Annotated in this window: 4 protein-coding genes; all 4 read left to right on the top strand. The window is 49.5% G+C overall.

Features of this window, described 5'->3' with window-relative positions; translation table 11 throughout:
- The first annotated feature begins 68 nt into the window (after positions 1–68).
- Genes K1Y79_RS22800 through K1Y79_RS22785 form a run of 4 tightly spaced genes read left to right on the top strand, consistent with a single transcriptional unit; the run spans position 69 to position 19,721 of the window.
- On the top strand, positions 69–8,621 hold the full coding sequence (locus K1Y79_RS22800; RefSeq protein ID WP_220252507.1) for a non-ribosomal peptide synthetase: 8,553 nt from the start codon (positions 69–71) through the stop codon (positions 8,619–8,621).
- Between the two features lie 23 nt (positions 8,622–8,644).
- Complete coding sequence (locus tag K1Y79_RS22795; RefSeq protein ID WP_220252506.1) at positions 8,645–11,902, top strand: non-ribosomal peptide synthetase; 3,258 nt, start codon at positions 8,645–8,647, stop codon at positions 11,900–11,902.
- A 3-nt stretch (positions 11,903–11,905) separates the two neighbouring features.
- Positions 11,906–15,235, top strand: coding sequence for a non-ribosomal peptide synthetase (locus tag K1Y79_RS22790; RefSeq protein ID WP_220252505.1), 3,330 nt, complete (start codon positions 11,906–11,908; stop codon positions 15,233–15,235).
- A 1-nt stretch (position 15,236) separates the two neighbouring features.
- On the top strand, positions 15,237–19,721 hold the full coding sequence (locus K1Y79_RS22785) for a MupA/Atu3671 family FMN-dependent luciferase-like monooxygenase (protein WP_220252504.1): 4,485 nt from the start codon (positions 15,237–15,239) through the stop codon (positions 19,719–19,721).
- Positions 19,722–19,727 lie beyond the last annotated feature (6 nt).

Genomic DNA, 19,727 nt, shown 5'->3' with positions numbered 1-19,727 from the left:
GCTCAGGCGATGTCATGCTTTGCCAGCTGAATAACTGTTTTCATTTGTTATATTAGAAACCCGAAGTCATGGACATTTCAAGACGGACAATTGCCGGTAACTACTGGCGAGAAAAACTGAATAACACCACTGTTGTTAATCTCCATCATTCCCCCCATACATCCAGCACCCGCCTTTTTCTTACAGAAGAAGAGCTGGCCTATTTCAATAAACTGACTGCCGGTAATCAGACAGCAGCATTTACTGTTGTACTGACGTTGTACAGTATCTTACTGCATCGTTACTTTGATGAGCGTCCGTTGATACTCGCCACCGGAGATCAAGGTCCACTATTGTTTGCGCCTCATGCAAATGATAACAACAGCATAAAAGCGCATTTACAGGTAGTCAAAGAAGAAGTAAAACAGGTGCTGAAATATGCTGATTACGAAGCTTTGCCCACACCATTTGAAAGCTATACCAGGTACGGTTTATCCTACGGTAATGATACGTCGCTTTCTCTTCCCTTTGTACTGAAAGTAACACAACAGACAGACCTGTGCATCTCTCTGTATTTCAGAGAAGAACTAGTGGAAACCGCAGTCGCGGAACATTTCCTGGCTACACTGAAAAGATGGCTGGTCAATCTGCAAACATACATTGATACCAATGCTGTAGCTGTGCCCTTGATCAGCGAAAAGGAAAAACAGTTGCTGCTGGAACAGTTTACACCTGTTGTACGTGTGCCGCTATCGCTGACGGACTTGCTGGGGAGACAGGTTGCAGCTACACCTGCACATATCGCAGTAGTATGTGGCAACACTTCGCTGACCTATAAAGCGCTGCATGATACGTCCAACCAGTTTGCCCGTTATCTCAACCGGGTACATCATATTGGTCCGGGTGACAGAGTAGGTGTGAAGATCCGCAGAGATGAAAACCTGCTGATGGCCATACTCGGCATTCTAAAATCCGGCGCAGCATATGTACCGGTGGATATTGACTACCCCGCCGAAAGGATCGCTTATATTGAACGCGATAGTCAATGTTCCCTGGTGGTGGATGCATCGTTGCTAGAAGCGTTTACCGCAGACGACGGGCAGTTTTCTGCGGATGACCTGCTGCCATTGAGAACGCCGGATAGCCTGGCTTACCTGATCTATACATCCGGTACTACCGGAAAGCCCAAGGGGGTGATGATCACCGATAATAATGTGGTGGAACTGCTGGCATGGGCACAGGAAGAATTTGACACCGCACGTTTTGAAGTGATGTTTGCGGCTACTTCACATTGCTTTGATCTTTCAGCGTTTGAAATGTTCTATACATTGTCAGTCGGGAAGACTATCCGTGTACTGGAGAATGCAGCCGCAATAGGGCCTGATCTGGCGCTGCACAATTGTATTATGTTGAATACGGTACCCTCGGCAATGAGAAGTATACTGGAAGCTGCATATGACCTGCGTAATGTCACGATGGTGAATCTTGCCGGAGAAGTATTTCCGGTGGATATTGCAGCGCAATTACAGGTCTATCAGCTGGAAATCAGAAACCTGTATGGTCCCTCTGAAGACACTACTTACAGCACCTGTTACCGCCTGACAGATCAAACTTATACCACTATTCCTATTGGCAGGCCAATTCCCAATACCAGGGCTTACATCCTGGATGATCACGGCCAGTTGTTACCTGCCGGCGTAACCGGTAAACTCTACCTTTCGGGTACAGGTTTGTCAAAAGGATACTATAACCGCCCTGAGCTGACCAGTGATAAGTTCATTCCGGATCCATTTTATCCCGGAGAGCGTATGTATGACACCGGCGACCTCGCCAAATGGCGTAGTGACGGACATATAGCGTTCCTGGGTCGTAAAGACCACCAGGTCAAGATGCATGGTTACCGTATTGAATTAGGAGAGATAGAATATGTGATGCAACAGTTTGATGGCGGGATCCGGCAGGCCGTTGTGGCGCTAAAGGATGTGTTGATCGGATACTATGTGGCGGATAAGCCGATAGACGAAACTGCCCTGCGGAGTTTCCTCTTATCCCGGCTACCCGCTTATATGACGCCGGTACACTTTATGGCCATCAATAGCGTGCCGTTATCTGCCAACGGAAAAACGGACCGCACCGCACTACCGGCCTGGCAGGCCAGCAGAAGCGCTTATGCAGCGCCACGTAATGCAGATGAAACGCAACTGACTGCTATCTGGCAGGAAGTATTGCAGCTGGACAAAATCGGTATTAACGAGACCTTTTTTGAGTTAGGCGGCAACAGCCTGATGATCGGGCAGATCATCAACAGGATGTATCGTCAGATGGGCAAAGGTGTTTCTTTCCGGTTATTCTACCAGAACCCTACTATTGCTTCGCTGGCGCGTGTATTGCTGACTGGCAGTTATACGCCGGTTCCTGTAGCCACACACCAGGATGCTTACCCGGCTACAGCTTTTCAGCGCAGGCTATGGTTGTTAAGTCAGCTGACCGGTGGCGGAGAGGCTTACCGCATCTTCGGGGCACGCCAACTACACGGTCGCCTGGATGTAAGTGATTTTCAGCAGGCTTTTGCATATGTAGTTACCCGTCATGAGATATTACGCACTTACTTCAGGCTCGACGATCAGGGAGAGCTGAAACAGTATATTCACCCTGCACAGGAGTGCCATTGCAGTGTTATTAACACCTCGCCGGAGGAGTACATCCAGGCGATGGAAAACGACCTGTTTGACCTGTCGCAGCTACCACTGTTCCGCGCGGCGCTGATCAGAGAATCGGAAGAGAAACATGTGTTCTTTTTATCCCTGCACCATATTCTTGCAGATGGCTGGTCGCTGGAGGTGCTGACACGCGAAATACTGACCTGCTATGAGCAGTTGCAGCAGCAACAGCCTTTGTCGCTGCCGGCACTTCCTGTACAGTTTAAAGACTATGCCGTATTGGAAAGTACCCGGGATCATGTGGAAGATATGGCCTACTGGAAAGCGCAGTTCAGCGATGAAGTACCCGTACTGCAGCTGCCATCTTTTAAATCCAGACCACCGGTTAAGACATTTAATGGTAAACTGCTGCATCATTCCTTTTCTGCCGATTTCTCCCAACAGCTGAAGTCATTGGCCAGGGAACTGGAGGTAACAGTTTTTACGCTGCTGATGGCGGGAGTGAAGCTATTGTTATCCCGGTACAGTAATCAGTATGATATTACTGTGGGTACACCAGTAGCAGGCCGTGAGCATCCGGACCTGGAAAATCAGGTAGGACCTTATCTGAATACGCTGGCTGTAAGAACGGTGTTCAATGCACAGGATACCTTCCGGCAGGCAGTGGGAAAAGAGCAGGTACAATTGCTGAATGCATTCACGCATCAGGGACTGCCTTTTGATAAGCTGGTGGAGCTCCTGGAGCAGGACAGGGATTTGTCACGTTCGCCGCTCTTTGACGTGATGGTGGTATTACAGAACCAGCAGCAACTGGCCTCGTTCCGGCACAATGATATCAGCAGCGCGCTGCAGATCACAGATTACACCGTAGGGAGAGATACCTCGCACTTCGATCTGACGTTTACGTTTACAGAGGCCGGGGGCTGCTTCTCGTTGGAGATAGCCTACAACACAGATATTTACGAACCGTCATTCGCCGCTGGCATCTTTGCTCACTTTGAGCAACTGATCACTGCTGCGAAGGCAGACGCAGACAAACAGCTTAAATCATTTGACATCCTGACCGCCGCAGAGAAAGCGGTACTGTTGAAAGACAACAAACATCCTTACCCGGATGATGTCAATGTCGTAAATAAATTTGTACAGCAGGCAGCCGCTCATGCGGGTCATGCCGCCGTTATATTTGAAGATAAAACACTCAGCTATGCACAGCTGGACCAATTGTCCAATCAGCTTGCCCATTACCTGATACAATATGCAGGTATACAGGCGCAGGAGTTCCTGCCTGTGCAACTGGAAAGAAGTGAGTGGATGATTGTAGCGCTGCTGGCTATTATGAAAGCAGGTGCCGTATACGTGCCGGTAGATCCTAAATACCCTGATAGCAGGGTGCAATATATACTGGATGATACACAGGCGAAACTGGTATTGAATGCCACGTTGCTGAACAAAGCGCTGGCTACAGAGGGCTTGCCGGTTACCTTACCTGCTGTCGCCATTCGCAGTAGTGATCTTGCATATACCATTTATACATCCGGTTCTACCGGTACGCCGAAAGGAGTATTGCTGACACATGCCAACCTGTTGAACTTCCTGGGTTATTACAATGAGAGCGGCCATCGCACAGCGCTTACCGCTAACTATGTATTTGATGCTTCTGTGATGGAGATCTTCTCTGCCGTGACCTCTGGTAATACACTGGTAATACCGCATGAAGATACCGTGATGGTACCCGAAGCATATGCAGCTTTCCTGTATGAGCATAAGATCAGCAACTGTTATATGCATCCGATGCACCTGGAACAGATTGCGACGCAACTGGCTACCTATGACAAAGTGTACCTGAAAAGGATACTGTTTGGCGTGGAAGGGATCAAGCCAGCTGCTGTAAAATGGTATTACGACAATGGTGTGACCATGCTGAATGCTTATGGCCCGACGGAAGCGTCTATTGTCTCAAGCGTATACATAGTAGGAGACCCTGAAAAGGTAACCACTGCGAACATCCCGATAGGGCTGCCATTGCCTAATTATGAGATCTACATCCTGCACGAAGATACCCAGGTGCTGCAACCTTACGGGGCCATTGGCGAATTGTGTGTAGCCGGTCCTGGCATTGCACGCGGTTACCTGAACCGGGAAGAATTGACACAGGAAAAGTTCCAGGACAGTGCTTTTAAAGCCGGAGACCGCATATACAGAACGGGCGACCTTGCCCGCTGGCTGCCTGACGGGAACCTGGAGTTTATAGGCAGAAAAGACCTGCAGGTCAAGATCAGGGGGAACAGGGTAGAACCGGGTGAGATAGAACATTGTATCCGTAACTGGCAGCCTGTCTTTAATCATGTACTGGTAGAGGTGAGGGAAGTAGGGCGTGAAAAGGTACTGGTGGCATACTATACATCTACCACAGACATCGATAAGCCAGCATTGCGCAGTTATCTGCAGGATAGACTTCCGCATTACATGGTACCTAACTACTATGTGGCGCTGGATGAAATTCCGCTGACCACCAATGGCAAGATTGACCGGAGGAAGCTGCCGGCAGTGTCGCCCAGAGATATTATCCGGAAAGAGTTTGCAGCAGCCGCCAATGAAACGGAAGCGAAGGTTGCAGCCATCTGGCAGCATTTACTGGCACAGGAGTCAGTGAGTATAACAGATGATTTCTTTGAATTGGGCGGTCATAGCTTGTTATTGACGAAACTATTGAATGAGTACCAGCATACGTTTAACGTACGCCTGGATCTGAAAGAGTTATATGCCGCGCCAGTATTGTCGCAGCACGCGCTGATGATCAGTCAGGCCGGAACGACATCCCGTGAAGATATAGACCGCCTGCCTGCGGCAGACTATTACGAACTGTCTCCTACACAGCTGCGCTACTGGCTGATATACAAGATTCATGGCAGATCGAAAGAGTTTAACATCTACAATGAGTTTCCTTTGCTGGAAGCGCCGGACAAAGAGGCGTTTGAAAGCGCATTTAACAGCCTGATAGAGCGGCATGAGATACTGCGCACCATCTTCGTAGAGCAGGATGATAAGCCTGTGCAAAAGGTACTGGCGTGCCAGCCGGTGAGCATCCCGTATTACGAATCAGCAGAAGTAGCTCAACGTGAGATATTCGGACATGAGTTTGCCCTGGATACATTCCCGCTTTTCAGAGTAGGGATTGTCAATAATGTACTGATCTTTAACGTTCATCATATCATCAGTGACGGATGGTCAATGGGTATCATTGCCCGCGACCTGATGGATCTGTATCATGGTCGTAAGCTACCGGCATTGTCCATACAGTACAAAGACTACGCTTACTGGCAGAACCGCCTGCTATACAAGCCGGTGATGGCTGTGCAGGAGCAATACTGGAAAGGCGTGTTCAGTGGTGAACTGGCATATCTGCAATTACCGGCAGATTATAACAGGAAGCCGGTAAAAGCCAGTGGATCTTCTTACTACACCCTCTTCCTGGACAATGAGTTAAAGCAGCAGATCAGCGCATTGGCCGCCAGGCACAATGCAGGCGTATTTGCGCTGTTCATGGCCGCCTTTAAACTGATACTGCAACGGTTAACAGGGCTGGAAGATATCATTGTGGGTATTCCGGCAGCCAACAGGAATCATTACCAGCTGAAAGAAGTGGTAGGGTCGTTTATCAATACTTTGATGATACGCAGCAAAGTAGAGCAGGGGCAACCCTTTCCTGTACTGCTGCAGCAGGTGCATCAGCAGCTGATCGATGCACAGGTCAACCAGAACTATCCTTTTGAGCGGCTGATAGAAGTGCTGGATATCCCCAGAGACCTGCATCGTTTTCCCCTGAGCTCAGTATTCCTGAACCTGGTAGACTTTGAAGCCGGCAGTACAGCGCACATTGCTGATTTTACGCCGGTAGCAGGAACATTGCCTTCTTCCCCCAAGTTTGACCTGGAATGTTATATCAAAACCCTGGCAAATGGTATATCGCTGCATTGTGTATATGACGGAGAGCTATTCAGGCAGGATACAATTGCGTACTGGTTACACGAGTATGTATCAGTGTTGCAGCAGCTGACCGGCGGGCAGGAACAAGTGGAGATGTTTGCTGTACCCCTGAGACGATCCGAGGAACAGCGTCCCGATAACCCGTTCCTCCCATTTGAAGCAACCGCTATTAATCAGACAATCCCGCAGCGATTTGAGCAGCAGGTAGCCATGTACCCGGAGCGAACCGCTGTATTCAGCCATAATAAGGCGCTCAGTTACACGGAGCTGAATAACATTGCCAATCACCTGGCGCAGCAGTTAAGGGCTGTAACGGGCGGAAAACAGCCAAGGATTGCATTGCTGCTGGAGCATGCAGCTATCTGTGTAGCAGGTATGCTGGGTACCCTGAAAGCAGGATATGCCTACGTGCCGATAGATATTGCCAATCCGGTGAGCAGGATTAAGTACATCGTGGAGGATTCAGGAGCAGCGGTACTCGTCTGCAGTGTAGCCACAGCAGAAAAGGCGGCAGAAGTAAAGGCAGTATTGCCTGGTCTGACGATAGTGCAGTTATCCCTGGATATATCCGCAGCGGCGGCACCCGATATGCCGGCAGCGATTAATCCGATGTCGGAGGCTTATGTGTTATACACTTCCGGCTCCACCGGTGAGCCCAAAGGCGTTATTCAGATCCAGCGCAATGTATTGCACTATATCAGGGTCTATACAAATAATGTACATATCAGTAAAAGAGATAACCTCAGCCTGTTTTCAACCTATACATTTGATGCATCCGTTAAGGATATTTATGGCGCTATCCTGAATGGAGGCTGTGTTAGCATCTACGATATCAGGGAGCAGGGCCTGTCTGAACTGGGAGCGTGGTTACGCCAGCAGGAAGTGAGTATCATCCATATGGTGCCAACTATTTACCGGCATTTCATGAAAAGCCTGGGCCAGGACGAAATACTGGAAACTGTCAGACTGGTCGATCTTGGCGGAGAGCCATGTGTACGGCAGGACCTGATCTTCTTTCAGCAGCATTTTCTGAATGGCGCTTTCCTGGTCAATGACTACGGACCTACCGAGGCGACCATCATTTCCCAGAAGTTCCTTTCCCATCAGACCGTACTGACACAACATAACATTCCGCTGGGCACCCAGGTAACGGAAACAGAGATTTTCCTGCTGGATCAGCACAACCGCAGACTGGGCATTTACCAGGAGGGGGAAATAGCTTTCAGCAGTGACTATCTGTCTTTAGGGTATCTCAACAGGCCGGAGCTGACAGCAAAAGCATTCATTGAAGATCCGCTTCATCCTGGCAAAAGGATCTATAAATCAGGCGATATTGGCAAACTGCTGCCCGACGGGGAGATAGTCTTCCTGCAAAGAAGAGATTCGCAGGTAAAACTAAACGGTATGCGTATTGAGCTGGCAGAAATAGAACATCAACTGATACAGGTCGAGGGCATAGCAGAGGCAGTAGTATTACTAAAAGAAATTAATCAGCAGCCTTTCCTTACAGCTTATATCCGCCGTAGTAGTCCGATACAGGCAGAGGAAGTGAAGGCTGCGCTGAAAACACGGCTACCACAGTACATGGTACCATCTGTATATGTGCCGTTGGAAGTATTTCCATTAACCAGGACAGGTAAGATAGACAGGGGCGCACTACCTGCGCCGGGTCTGTCGGACATAGGACCGGCAAAGCCATACGTAGCACCTGCAACAGATACAGAATATATGCTGGCAGGAATCTGGGGCAGCGTACTGGAAGCAGCGGCAGACAGTATCAGTACAGAAACTAATTTCTTTGAAGCCGGAGGAGACAGTCTGCAGGCCGTGATACTGGTGAACCGGATCAATAAAGCATTCCACACCTCATTTACCATCAGCAGTCTGTATGACACTTTAACTATCAGATCACTGGCTAATCTCCTGGAGTTTTCTTTGCAGCAGCAGAACATGGCTGTAGAGGAAGCGCAGGACTATGATGAAGTCACTATTTAGTCAGCCCCTAAAAGTTTTCTTTTGTGAAACACGCGTTAACCGATAAACTGCTCTCACTCGGCATCATATTGAAGGTCGTAAACGGAGATCTGAAGATCAGTGCACCGAAAGGCGTATTGACACCCGCTCTCCTGGAAGAGATCAGACAACATAAAACACAGTTGCTTCATATCATGTCTTCAGCGACCAGCATTCCGCAGGCTGCTGAAGCTATCAGTTACCCGGCCACATCCTCTCAGCGCCGGCTGTGGGTATTAAGCAAATTCAAAGGTGCTAATACCGCTTACAACATCGTCAATGAGCTGGCATTAAGCGGCCAGCTGGATGTGTGGGCGCTGGAACAGGCTCTTAATCTGCTGATAGCGAGGCATGAAAGTCTGCGTACCTGCTTCCGGGAAACGGCGGACGATGGTTTACAGCAATACATACTACCGGCAGCGGCTGCACAGCTACAGCTGACAGTAACAGCAGTAACTCCTTCCTTACGGGAGGAGCTGGTGCAGGATTGTTACGCGCACGTATTTGACCTGAGCGTTGCCCCCCTGATCCATGCCCGACTGTTACAGGAGCACCAGGATCAGCACGTACTGGTGTTAACGCTGCATCATATCATTAGCGACGGGTGGTCAATGGAGGTGTTTAATCGGGAGCTGATAGCCATGTATCAGGCACTGAAGGGCAGACAGACACCGGTGTTGCCAGTACTACCCATACAATTCAAGGACTATGCAGTCTGGATGACAAACGACGCCAGTCAGCAACAGCTGCAACCAGCCGCCGCTTACTGGCAGGAGCAACTGTCGGGCGAGTTACCCGTACTGGAACTGCCGGTGGTATATAAACGTCCGCTGGTCAAAACCTATAACGGCGCATCCTTACAACATACTTTCTCAACGGGTTTCAGTCAGCAGCTGACCAGCTACACCCGGAGCCGGGGCGCTACCCTGTTTATGGGCCTGATGGCAGGTATCAATGGTTTGTTTTTCCGGTATACCGGTCAGTCAGACATTATACTGGGTACGCCGGTGGCAGGAAGAACGCAACCAGTGCTGGAGCAGCAGATCGGCCTGTACCTGAACACATTGGCGATCCGCACCACATTCCCCGGAGAATCCAGCTTTGCAGCCTTACTGGATATTCAGAAGAACACCCTGCTGGCAGCATATAAGCATCAGGACTATCCGTTTGACCTGCTGCTGGATAGTTTGTCGGCCAGGAGGGATGTATCCCGGTCTGCGTTGTTTGACGTAATGGTTGTGTTACAGAATCAACCGCGTACCGCCCATGTGCTGGAAGACATTACCATAACCGTTTGTGAGCGTAAGAAACGCAGCAGCCAGTTCGATATTACCTTTTCTTTTATAGAAGATGCAGGTGCATTACAGCTCCAGGTGGAATATAATACTGACCTCTATAATGAGCCATTTATACACGCGCTGGTACAACACCTGGAAGGGTTTATATTGTCGGCGCTTGCCAATCCTGAGCAGGCTATAAACCTGCTGGAATACCTGACGCCCGAAGAGCGGTATACAATACCCGTATTAACGCCGGTTAATGAGTCACACCTGGTAGAGATATTTGAGCAACAGGCCGCCCGCACGCCTGATGCCACCGCAGTGGTATACAATGGCGTTACATTGACCTACCGGCAATTGCAGGAACGTTCCAGTCAGCTGGCTCATTATCTGCTTCAGCATTATGCCATCAAATCAGGAGACCTGGCGGGGGTTAAAGTATCGCGCAGTGAATGGCTGGTCATCTCCCTGCTGGCAGTACTGAAAACAGGCGCTGCCTATGTGCCGGTAGATCTGAACTATCCTGAAGAACGGATCCGTTTCATTGAAGAGGATAGCCGGTGTGCGGTAGTGGTTACCGATGACCTGATCCTGTCGGCAGACTGGGAAGGTTGTCCGGCAACATTACCGTCCGTTAACATCACCCCGGAACAAGCTGCTTATGTGATTTATACTTCCGGTTCTACCGGCAGGCCGAAAGGCGTGCTGCTGACGCACCGGAATGCAGTAGCCCTGCTGGACTGGAGTAAGACGGAATTTGCGTCCGATGACTTTGACATTGCCTATGCAGTAACGTCCCATTGTTTTGACCTGTCTGTATTTGAAATATTCTATCCGCTGAGCATAGGGAGGAGGGTACGGGTACTGCAACATGGCCTTGACATTGCGCAGCACCTCCCTGTTGACACAAAGGTGCTGATCAATACTGTACCTTCTGTTATCAATGAACTGCTGCATAACGGGCTGTCTTTCGCAAATGCTGCCGCCATCAATATGGCAGGAGAGCCATTGCCGGTAGCCCTGGCCAATGCGCTGCTGCCATATACTAGCAAAGTCAGGAACCTGTATGGTCCCTCAGAAGATACTACCTATAGCAGTTGTTACCGTATTGCGATGCCGCAGGCGCATAACGTACCTATTGGCAAGCCGGTGAGCAATACAGCGTTCTACATACTGTCGCCGGCGCTGAAGCAACAGCCTCACTATGTAACAGGTGAGATCTGCATCTCGGGTGTGAAGTTATCCGCTGGTTACCTGCACCGGCCGGAACTGACGGCGGAGAAATTTGTTCCCAACCCATACTGGCCCGGTCAGCAGATGTACCGTACTGGAGATCTGGGGTATAGTCTGCCGGATGGCAACATTGTATTCGCCGGCCGTAAGGATGACCAGGTAAAGATCAGGGGGCACCGGATTGAGTTAGGAGAGATTGAATATACCCTGAAACTGGATCCCGCAGTCGTTGACGCAGCCGTACTGGTTAATACAGCGGCCGCCGAGCCGGCAGTCATTGCATATATAGCAGGCGCGGACATCCATTTAGAACGTTTAAAAAGTCTGCTGGCAGGCCGGTTACCCAAGTATATGCTGCCGGCAGCATATGTGGTACTGGAACAGTTACCATTGACGCCTAATGGCAAGACAGACAGAAAGGCGTTGTTGCAGCTGGAAATAGCAGCTACCGCAGCCCGGGAATATACTGCACCGGTTACCGCACTGGAGCGGGAGCTGGTAGAAATATGGGAGCAGGTATTGGGAAAGACTGATATCGGCGTAACAGACGACTTTTTTGACCTGGGCGGGCATAGTCTGAAGGCTACTTCACTGCTTGCCATTATACATAAGCAATATGGCGTTTCGCTCGACATACAGGTATTGTTTCAATGCCCCACGATACAGGTGCTGGCAGATAATATAGAAAATGCAAGATGGCTGCTGGCAGAAACTGATACAAACTATAGTGTAAAAAAATTAATTATCTGAGTAATGGAAATCGTCTATTTCATTAAGAGTCTACGGGAGAGAGGCGTGATGGTGAAACTGGTAGATGGGCAGCTTGAAGTCTCTCTGCGCGACGACACCGTTGATGAAGGATCGCTGGATCTGCTGCGGAAGCATAAGCAGGAAGTGATTGCCTATCTTTCGGCGGTATCGGGTAACCAGTTTGAAGAAATTCCCGTTATCCCCCAAGCCCCTTCTTATCCGGTCTCTAACGCGCAGCTGCGTATATGGCTGGAGTCACAATCGGCAGAAGCCTCGCTGGCTTATCATATACCTTTTGAAATGGAGCTGGATGGTAGTTATGATATTGTGAGCCTGGTAGCTGCCGTAACTTATGTAACACAGCGGCATGAGATATTGCGTACGGTATTCAGAATGGATGCACAGCAGGAACTGCGGCAGTATATTTTACCGGAACCTGCCCGTATTGCAGCGCGCGATTTTGGTAACGACAGGGCCGCAGCAAGAGCCTACATCAGTAATGACCTGAAACAGCCTTTTGACCTGGCTGATGGTCCGCTGATGAGAGGCGCTATACTGAAATACGGAGAAGGCGCTTATATCTTCTATTGTTGTATGCATCATATTATCTGCGATGCCTGGTCTATACCGGTGCTGAAACAGGAGATCATTGCCGCCTATGTAATGATCAGTGAAGGCAAGCAACCCGTATTACCACCATTAAGGATTCAGTATAAAGATTATGCCGCCTGGCATCAGGAGGCATTGCGGTCCGGCAAGCTGCAAAAGCAGCAGCAATACTGGCTGCAACAGCTCAGTGGTGAGTTGCCGGTGCTGGACTTCCCTTCCCGCAATACCAGGCCGCCAGTAAAGACGTATAACGGCGCTACGCTACGCAGTACTATTGACCGGCACACCACCTCCCAACTGAGGAACTATGTGGCGAAGGAGAAAGGATCGCTGTTTATGGTAATGTTAGCCACCTGGCGGATTATTCTAAGCCGTTATACCGGGGCAGCAGACGTGATAGTAGGTAGTCCGTTCGCAGCAAGAGAACATATTGACCTGAAGAATCAGGTAGGTTTTTATACCAATACCCTGGCCCTGAGAACAGTGCTGGACAGCAGCGATACATTTGATAGTTTCTTTCAGAAGAACAAGGAGTCGGTGCTGGCCGCCTATGGGCATCAGCAGTATCCATTTGAGCAGTTGGTGAAAGACCTGCAGGTGAAGAAGGACGCTTCCCGTAATCCGGTGTTTGATGTAATGCTGGTCGTACTGCCTGAGTCGGAAGGCCATCAGGCCGCAGATGCAGCGGATAGCGGTACCACCAGCAAGTTTGACCTGCTGCTGTTCGTCGAAGAGAAAACAGATACCCTGCAACTAAAATTAGAATATAATACAGACCTCTATGATGCAGCACTGATCCGCCAGTTTATGGGGCACTATGTACAGTTGATCGGTCATCTGTTGCAGCAGCCGGGCGCGCCGATCAGCAGCATCAACTACCTGGGTGCAGGCGAGGGCATATTACAGGATGTACACCCGGCAATACCAGGAACAGGATTTATTTCCTGGTTTGAAGCGCAGGTAGCGCTGACGCCAGACCATATTGCCGTGCAGTATGAGGACCGTTCGCTGACGTACAGTGAGGTGAGCACAAAGGTGAATCAGCTGGCGCACTGCCTGCGGGATCAATATAAAGTTATTCGTGAAACACGCGTTGGCATCCTGTTAGGCAGGTCTGAACTGAATGTACTGGTGATGTTTGCCGTCATCAAATCAGGCGCATGTTATGTGCCGATTGACAGGCAGTATACCACAGAACGTATCAGCTATATACTGGAAGATGCGGGCATTGATATAGTGATCACGGCACAGGGACTGCTGCAGTCGGAAGTTGCCGGCAGCAGGCAGGTAATCTATGCAGATACCTTTGAAGGTAGTGTATGGCCAGAAGATCATCCAGTACCTGTTAATCATCCGGACGATGCCGCATTTGTTATTTACACCTCGGGATCAACCGGCAAACCGAAAGGCGTTATACAAACGCACCGTATGCTGAACAACCTGATGCACTGGCAGCGGGAGGCTTCCGGAATAGATAAGGGACTGAAGCAATTACAGTATACGTCTTTCAGTTTTGATGTGTCTCTGCAGGATTGCTGGTTTATACTCGGCAGCGGAGGGACGTTGTATATTACACCAGAGCCACTGAAGACAGACTTTGCTATGTTGTCAGATTATATCATCAGCAATTGCATTGAAATCCTCTGTTTTCCGTTTTCTGCGCTCACGAACTTCTTCAATGAATTGCCGGCCACCTTTATCAGCCAGCATCAGGTAAAACATATTATTTCATCGGGCGAACAGCTGACGGTGAACAAGACCCTGGAAGATTTCCTGCTTACTAATCCCGGGGTAAAACTGCATAACCATTATGGCCCTTCCGAGACACATGTGGTGACCAGCTATACCCTGGAAGATATGGTCACTTACGTGCCTGTTGGTAAGCCGGTATATAACACCACCATCTACCTGCTGGATGCACAGCTGCAACCTGTGCCCGCACAGGTGACCGGAGAGATCTATGTAGGAGGAGAGAACCTGGCGAAGGGGTATGTGAATCTGCCTGAGCTTACAGCAGAACGGTTTATTACCAATCCGTTCAAGCCTGAAGAGAAGCTATATAAAACCGGTGATTTCGCCTATGTAGATTTTAGCGGGAATATCATTTACCAGGGACGGAAAGACGACCAGGTAAAGATACGCGGCTACAGGATAGAGCTGGGAGAGATAAAGAACGTGTTGCTGGCACAGGAAGGCGTTACGCAGGCATATGTAGACATCGTGAAGAGGAATGACGAGCAGGTAATTGTAGCATACATTGCCGCCAGCGGTGAAACAGATATGCCGGAGCTGCGACGCAGACTGAGCACCGTACTGCCTGAATATATGATACCGGCTGCTATTACAGTATTGGACAATATTCCGTTGACCTCCAACGGAAAGATAGATAAACGCGCACTGCCAGATATTGCAGACCAGACGTTTGTACAGTCCAGCTACGTAGCACCGGAGACTGAGCTGGAAAAGAGGCTGGTCGCCATCTGGCAAGAGTTACTGGGCGTAGAAAGAGTCGGCATCCATGACAACTTCTTCGAGCTGGGCGGGCATAGTCTGAATATGATCAGGATGCTCAATACTGTTAAGTCTGAGTTCCAGACAGAGATCAGGCTGGAATTGTTCCTGATGCAACCATTGATCTCAGCTGTCGCATTACATATAGAAAATTTGCAGTCCATGAAAAAAATGGCTGCCGAGGTTACCCAACAAAGGAAAATTACCGTCTGATATGAAAACCGCATCTTTATTAAAATACCTCAGAGAACAGGGCGTTGAAGTCTCCCTGGCAGGTGACAACCTGGACGTCTTTTTCCGGGACGAGCATGTGCCGGAGACAGTAATTGACCAGGTGAGAGCGCATAAGCAGGAGCTCTTATCTTATCTGAGGGCTATTGCCGACAATGACCATACTACTGCTATTCCCAAAGCAGCTGAACAGGAGGTATATCCTGCTTCTTCTTCACAGACGAGGTTCTGGGTGCTTTGTCAGATGGAGGCTGTGAATATTGCCTACAACCTGCCTGTTACCCTGCGACTGAAAGGAACGCTTGACACAGCAGCGCTCAGGCAGGCAATTGACAGACTGATAACGCGGCATGAGATCCTGCGTACGCATTTCGTACAGGCAGGAGACCTGATCGGACAACGTATACTGGAACCGGCTGATTTCAGTTATGAGATCATCACCAGAGATAGTGCCGGCGACAAGGAGACGAGTGAGACACTGTCCGCATTTGTGCGTACGCCGTTTGTGCTGGAGGCGGCTGCGCTGTTTAAAGTGCTGCTGATCCGTCAGCAGGAAACAGACCATATACTGTGCATCAACATACATCATATCATTGCCGATGGCGGATCCCTGGAGATACTGTTGCAGGAATTAATGTTTTTCTACAATAGTATTGTGGAAGGCACCGGAGTAGCACTAAGTCCGCTGAAAATACAGTTTAAAGACTATGTAGCCTGGTCGGCCGACAAGGAGCAGATAAAGCGGGAGGAAACTTACTGGCTGCAGCAGCTGGCAGGGGACATACCTGTGATTAACCTACCGGCACTAAAAGGGCGTCCGGCGTTGAAGACTTACAACGGCGCTTATTATTCCGTTACCTATGATCAGGATATGCTAAAAGAGGTACGGGCGTTCTCCAACAGGAACAAAGGCACGACCTTTATGACTTTAATGGCAGCCCTGAACGGGTTGCTGTACAGATACACGAGTCAGACAGATATCATTCTGGGAACACCGATATCGGGAAGGAATCATCCCGATCTGCAGGGGCAGATAGGCTTGTTTATCAATACGCTGCCTATCAGAATGCAATTTGACCCGCAGCAGTCATTTACCGATTTGTTTGAGTTGCAGAAGGCTGCGCTCGAAGGTGCATATGCCCATGCCGGGTATGCTTTTGGCGACCTGGTAGGCCAGCTGAATCTGAACAGAGATCTTAGTCGCAGTCCACTGTTTGACGTGTTGGTGACCCATCAGCGTAAAATAGCAGGGGTTAACAGCGATGGTTCGGGCTTTGCAGGACTGACTAGCAGCTTCTATAGTAATTTCAGCAGTACGGTCAGCAAGTATGACCTGACATTTACCTTCTTTGAAGATGACACCGACCTGGCGCTATCGATTGAGTACAATACCGACATTTTCGACTATGCATTTGTGCGGGACCTGGCAGGGAACCTGGAAGGGTTTATCCGGCAGGCAGTAAAAGCGCCTGAGCAGCAGATCAGTGCTGTGCCTTTCCTGGAGGAATGGCAGGTGCAGCAACTACAGCGGACGTTTAACGATACCCGGGTACCGTATGACACTGCCGCGACAGTTATCGAGTTATTCGCAGCACAGGCCAAACTGACGCCAGACCGTACGGCTGTTGTATGTGAGGATATAGCCATCACTTACCGGCAGCTGGACGAGCAGTCTACCCGGCTGGCGTTGTATCTGCGGAGTCTGGGAGTAGGTCCCGGGGCTATTACAGGTGTTTGCATGGGCCGGTCTGTGAAGATGTTACAGGGAATACTGGCAATTTTGAAGACGGGCGCTGCTTATTTACCGATTGATCCATTTTATCCGCTTGACCGTATTGATTATATCGCAGCGCACAGCGGGGCTGAGTTTATCCTGACCGATAGTGGTACACAGGATATTATGTCTGCCAGATTTACCGCCATCAACCTGGAGGATGATGAACACTGGGATGTAAAGCCATTGAACGTGCTACCGGCGGCAGATAGTCAGGCACTGGCCTATGTGATCTATACCTCCGGTTCTACAGGCAAGCCCAAAGGCGTAAAGGTCTCTCATAACAATCTTACAAATTTCATCCTGGGTATGGACCAGCACTTCGCCAAGAAGGCAGCTTCAGGAGACGTATGGCTGGCCATGACAAGTATCAGCTTTGATATTTCTATCCTGGAGTTACTCTGGACGATTACCCGGGGAGATAAAGTAGTACTGCACCTGGAAAGGCCTGTACCCGTGCAGGCACAGGCGGAGGTAGACTTCAGCCTGTTCTATTTCCCGACAGGCACACAGAGCGTCAGTAATAAATACCGCCTGCTGCTGGAAGGAGCGAAGTTTGCCGACCAGCATGGTTTCAAAGCTATATGGGTGCCAGAACGGCACTTTCATGATTTCGGAGACCAGTTCCCTAATCCTTCCGTAGCAGCAGCAGCCGTAGCAACTATTACTAAACATATCAGGATACGTTCCGGGAGTGTTGTACTACCCCTGCATGATACCGTTAGAGTAGCAGAGGAATGGTCAATGGTAGATAACCTGTCAGGCGGAAGGGTGGAATTGAGTATTGCCTCCGGCTGGCATCCCAATGACTTCGTACTTGCTCCTGCTGTGTATAATGATCGTTATCAGGCTATGCGGAGTAAGATCACAGAGTTGAAGCAGCTCTGGTCCGGCGCGTCAATGAGCAGAACGAATGGCATTGGCAAAGCGTTTTCTTTTACAATTCATCCGAAACCTATACAACAGGAGGTACCATTGTGGATCACCGCCGGCGGTAGTGTAGATACGTTCAGGTATGCCGGTACAATCGGAGCCAACATACTGACACACTTATTGGGGCAGAGTATTGACGACCTGGCAGGTAAGATCAAGGTTTACCGGGAAACGTTACAGTCACACGGGTTTGATCCGCAGCAGGGCAAGGTAGCGCTGATGGTGCACACGTTCGTCAGCGACAATGCAACTGAAGTACGCGAGATTGTAGAGCGCCCATTTAAGAACTATCTGAAAAACTCTCTGAACCTGTTGAAGCCTATAGCAGAAGAACAGCACCTTGACCTGGAACAGGATGAAGAAACACTGCTGGAAATGGGCTTCCGCAGATATTACAATACAAGCAGCCTGTTTGGAACACCGGAGTCCTGCCTGAGCGTGATCAATGAAATATATGCAGCAGGGGTAAATGAAATAGGGTGCCTTATTGACTTCGGAGTAGACGAAGATCTGGTACTGGGTAGTTTACCACATCTGTTTACCCTGAAGGAATTGGTGAGAAGGGCGAAGCTCCAGCACCGGTTTATTGTGGAGCGGCTACAGCAACTGAAGGGAGATCAGCAGACCGCATATCTGATTGATAAGTACCAAGTAACACATATGCAGGCAACACCGTCCTTTTATGAAGAGTTGCTGCAGGAAGAACAGGGCAGGGAGGCGTTAAAACAGATTGATACCCTGTTGGTAGGCGGAGAAGCCCTAAAACAGACCCTGGCAAGCAAACTGACAGCCTTGCGGAATAAGCCGGTGTATAATATGTATGGTCCGACAGAGACAACCATCTGGTCTTCTGTGCAAACTATCGTGCCAGGTGCCGCAGTAAATATCGGCAAACCCATCGCCAATACCACGATTTATGTACTGGATCAGTTCAGGCAGTTATGTCCGGTAGGTGTTGCAGGAGAATTGTGCATCGGCGGAGATGGCGTGACACAAGGGTACCTGCACAATGAACAGCTCACAGCCGGCGCGTTTATCCCTGATCCTTTTATGGCCGGGCAACGGCTGTATAAAACCGGGGATCTGGCACGCTGGTTACCCGGTGGGGAACTGGAATGCCTGGGTAGACTGGACAGGCAAGTGAAGATCAACGGATACCGCATAGAGCTGGAAGAGATAGAAACCGTATTACTGGCGTATACAGACGTATTACAGGCAGTGGTAGCGGCGAAAGAAGTGGGTACGCAAAGAGTGCTGGTAGCTTATCTGAAAGTAGCAACAGAAGTAGATGAATCAGCAGTACGGGCATTTCTGCGTTTACGCCTGCCAGCCTATATGATACCGACACATATCATGGTGCTGGACAGCTTTCCGTATACTCCGAATGGTAAAGTGGACCATCAGCAGCTACCGTCTCCTGAAGGCAGACAGATAGCTATAAGAAAAGTAGTACCACCGGCCAATGAGACAGAGGAGAAGCTGGCCGCCATCTGGACCGATTTCCTGCAGCTGGATACACTTAGCGTAGAGGACAACTTCTTTGAAATCGGAGGTAATTCCATGAAAGCATTTCAGCTATTGTCAGTTATCAATACCGCAATGGATACAGACCTGGAAATCATTGCTTTCTTCCAGTATCCTACTGTACGTATGCTGGCCGCCAGTTTGAGTGAAAAGCAGCATAACAGGAAGGAAGTACTGGTCAAAGAGAATGAAATGGAGGATGTGGATGACCTGATTGATTTCATGAATAACGTATGATGTAAA

Origin of the sequence: Chitinophaga rhizophila, from assembly GCF_019492185.1 — a bacterium.
Classification (GTDB): Bacteria; Bacteroidota; Bacteroidia; order Chitinophagales; family Chitinophagaceae; genus Chitinophaga; species Chitinophaga rhizophila.
Note: the sequence above shows the minus strand (reverse complement) of the source record. Positions and strands in the feature narration are given on the sequence as shown.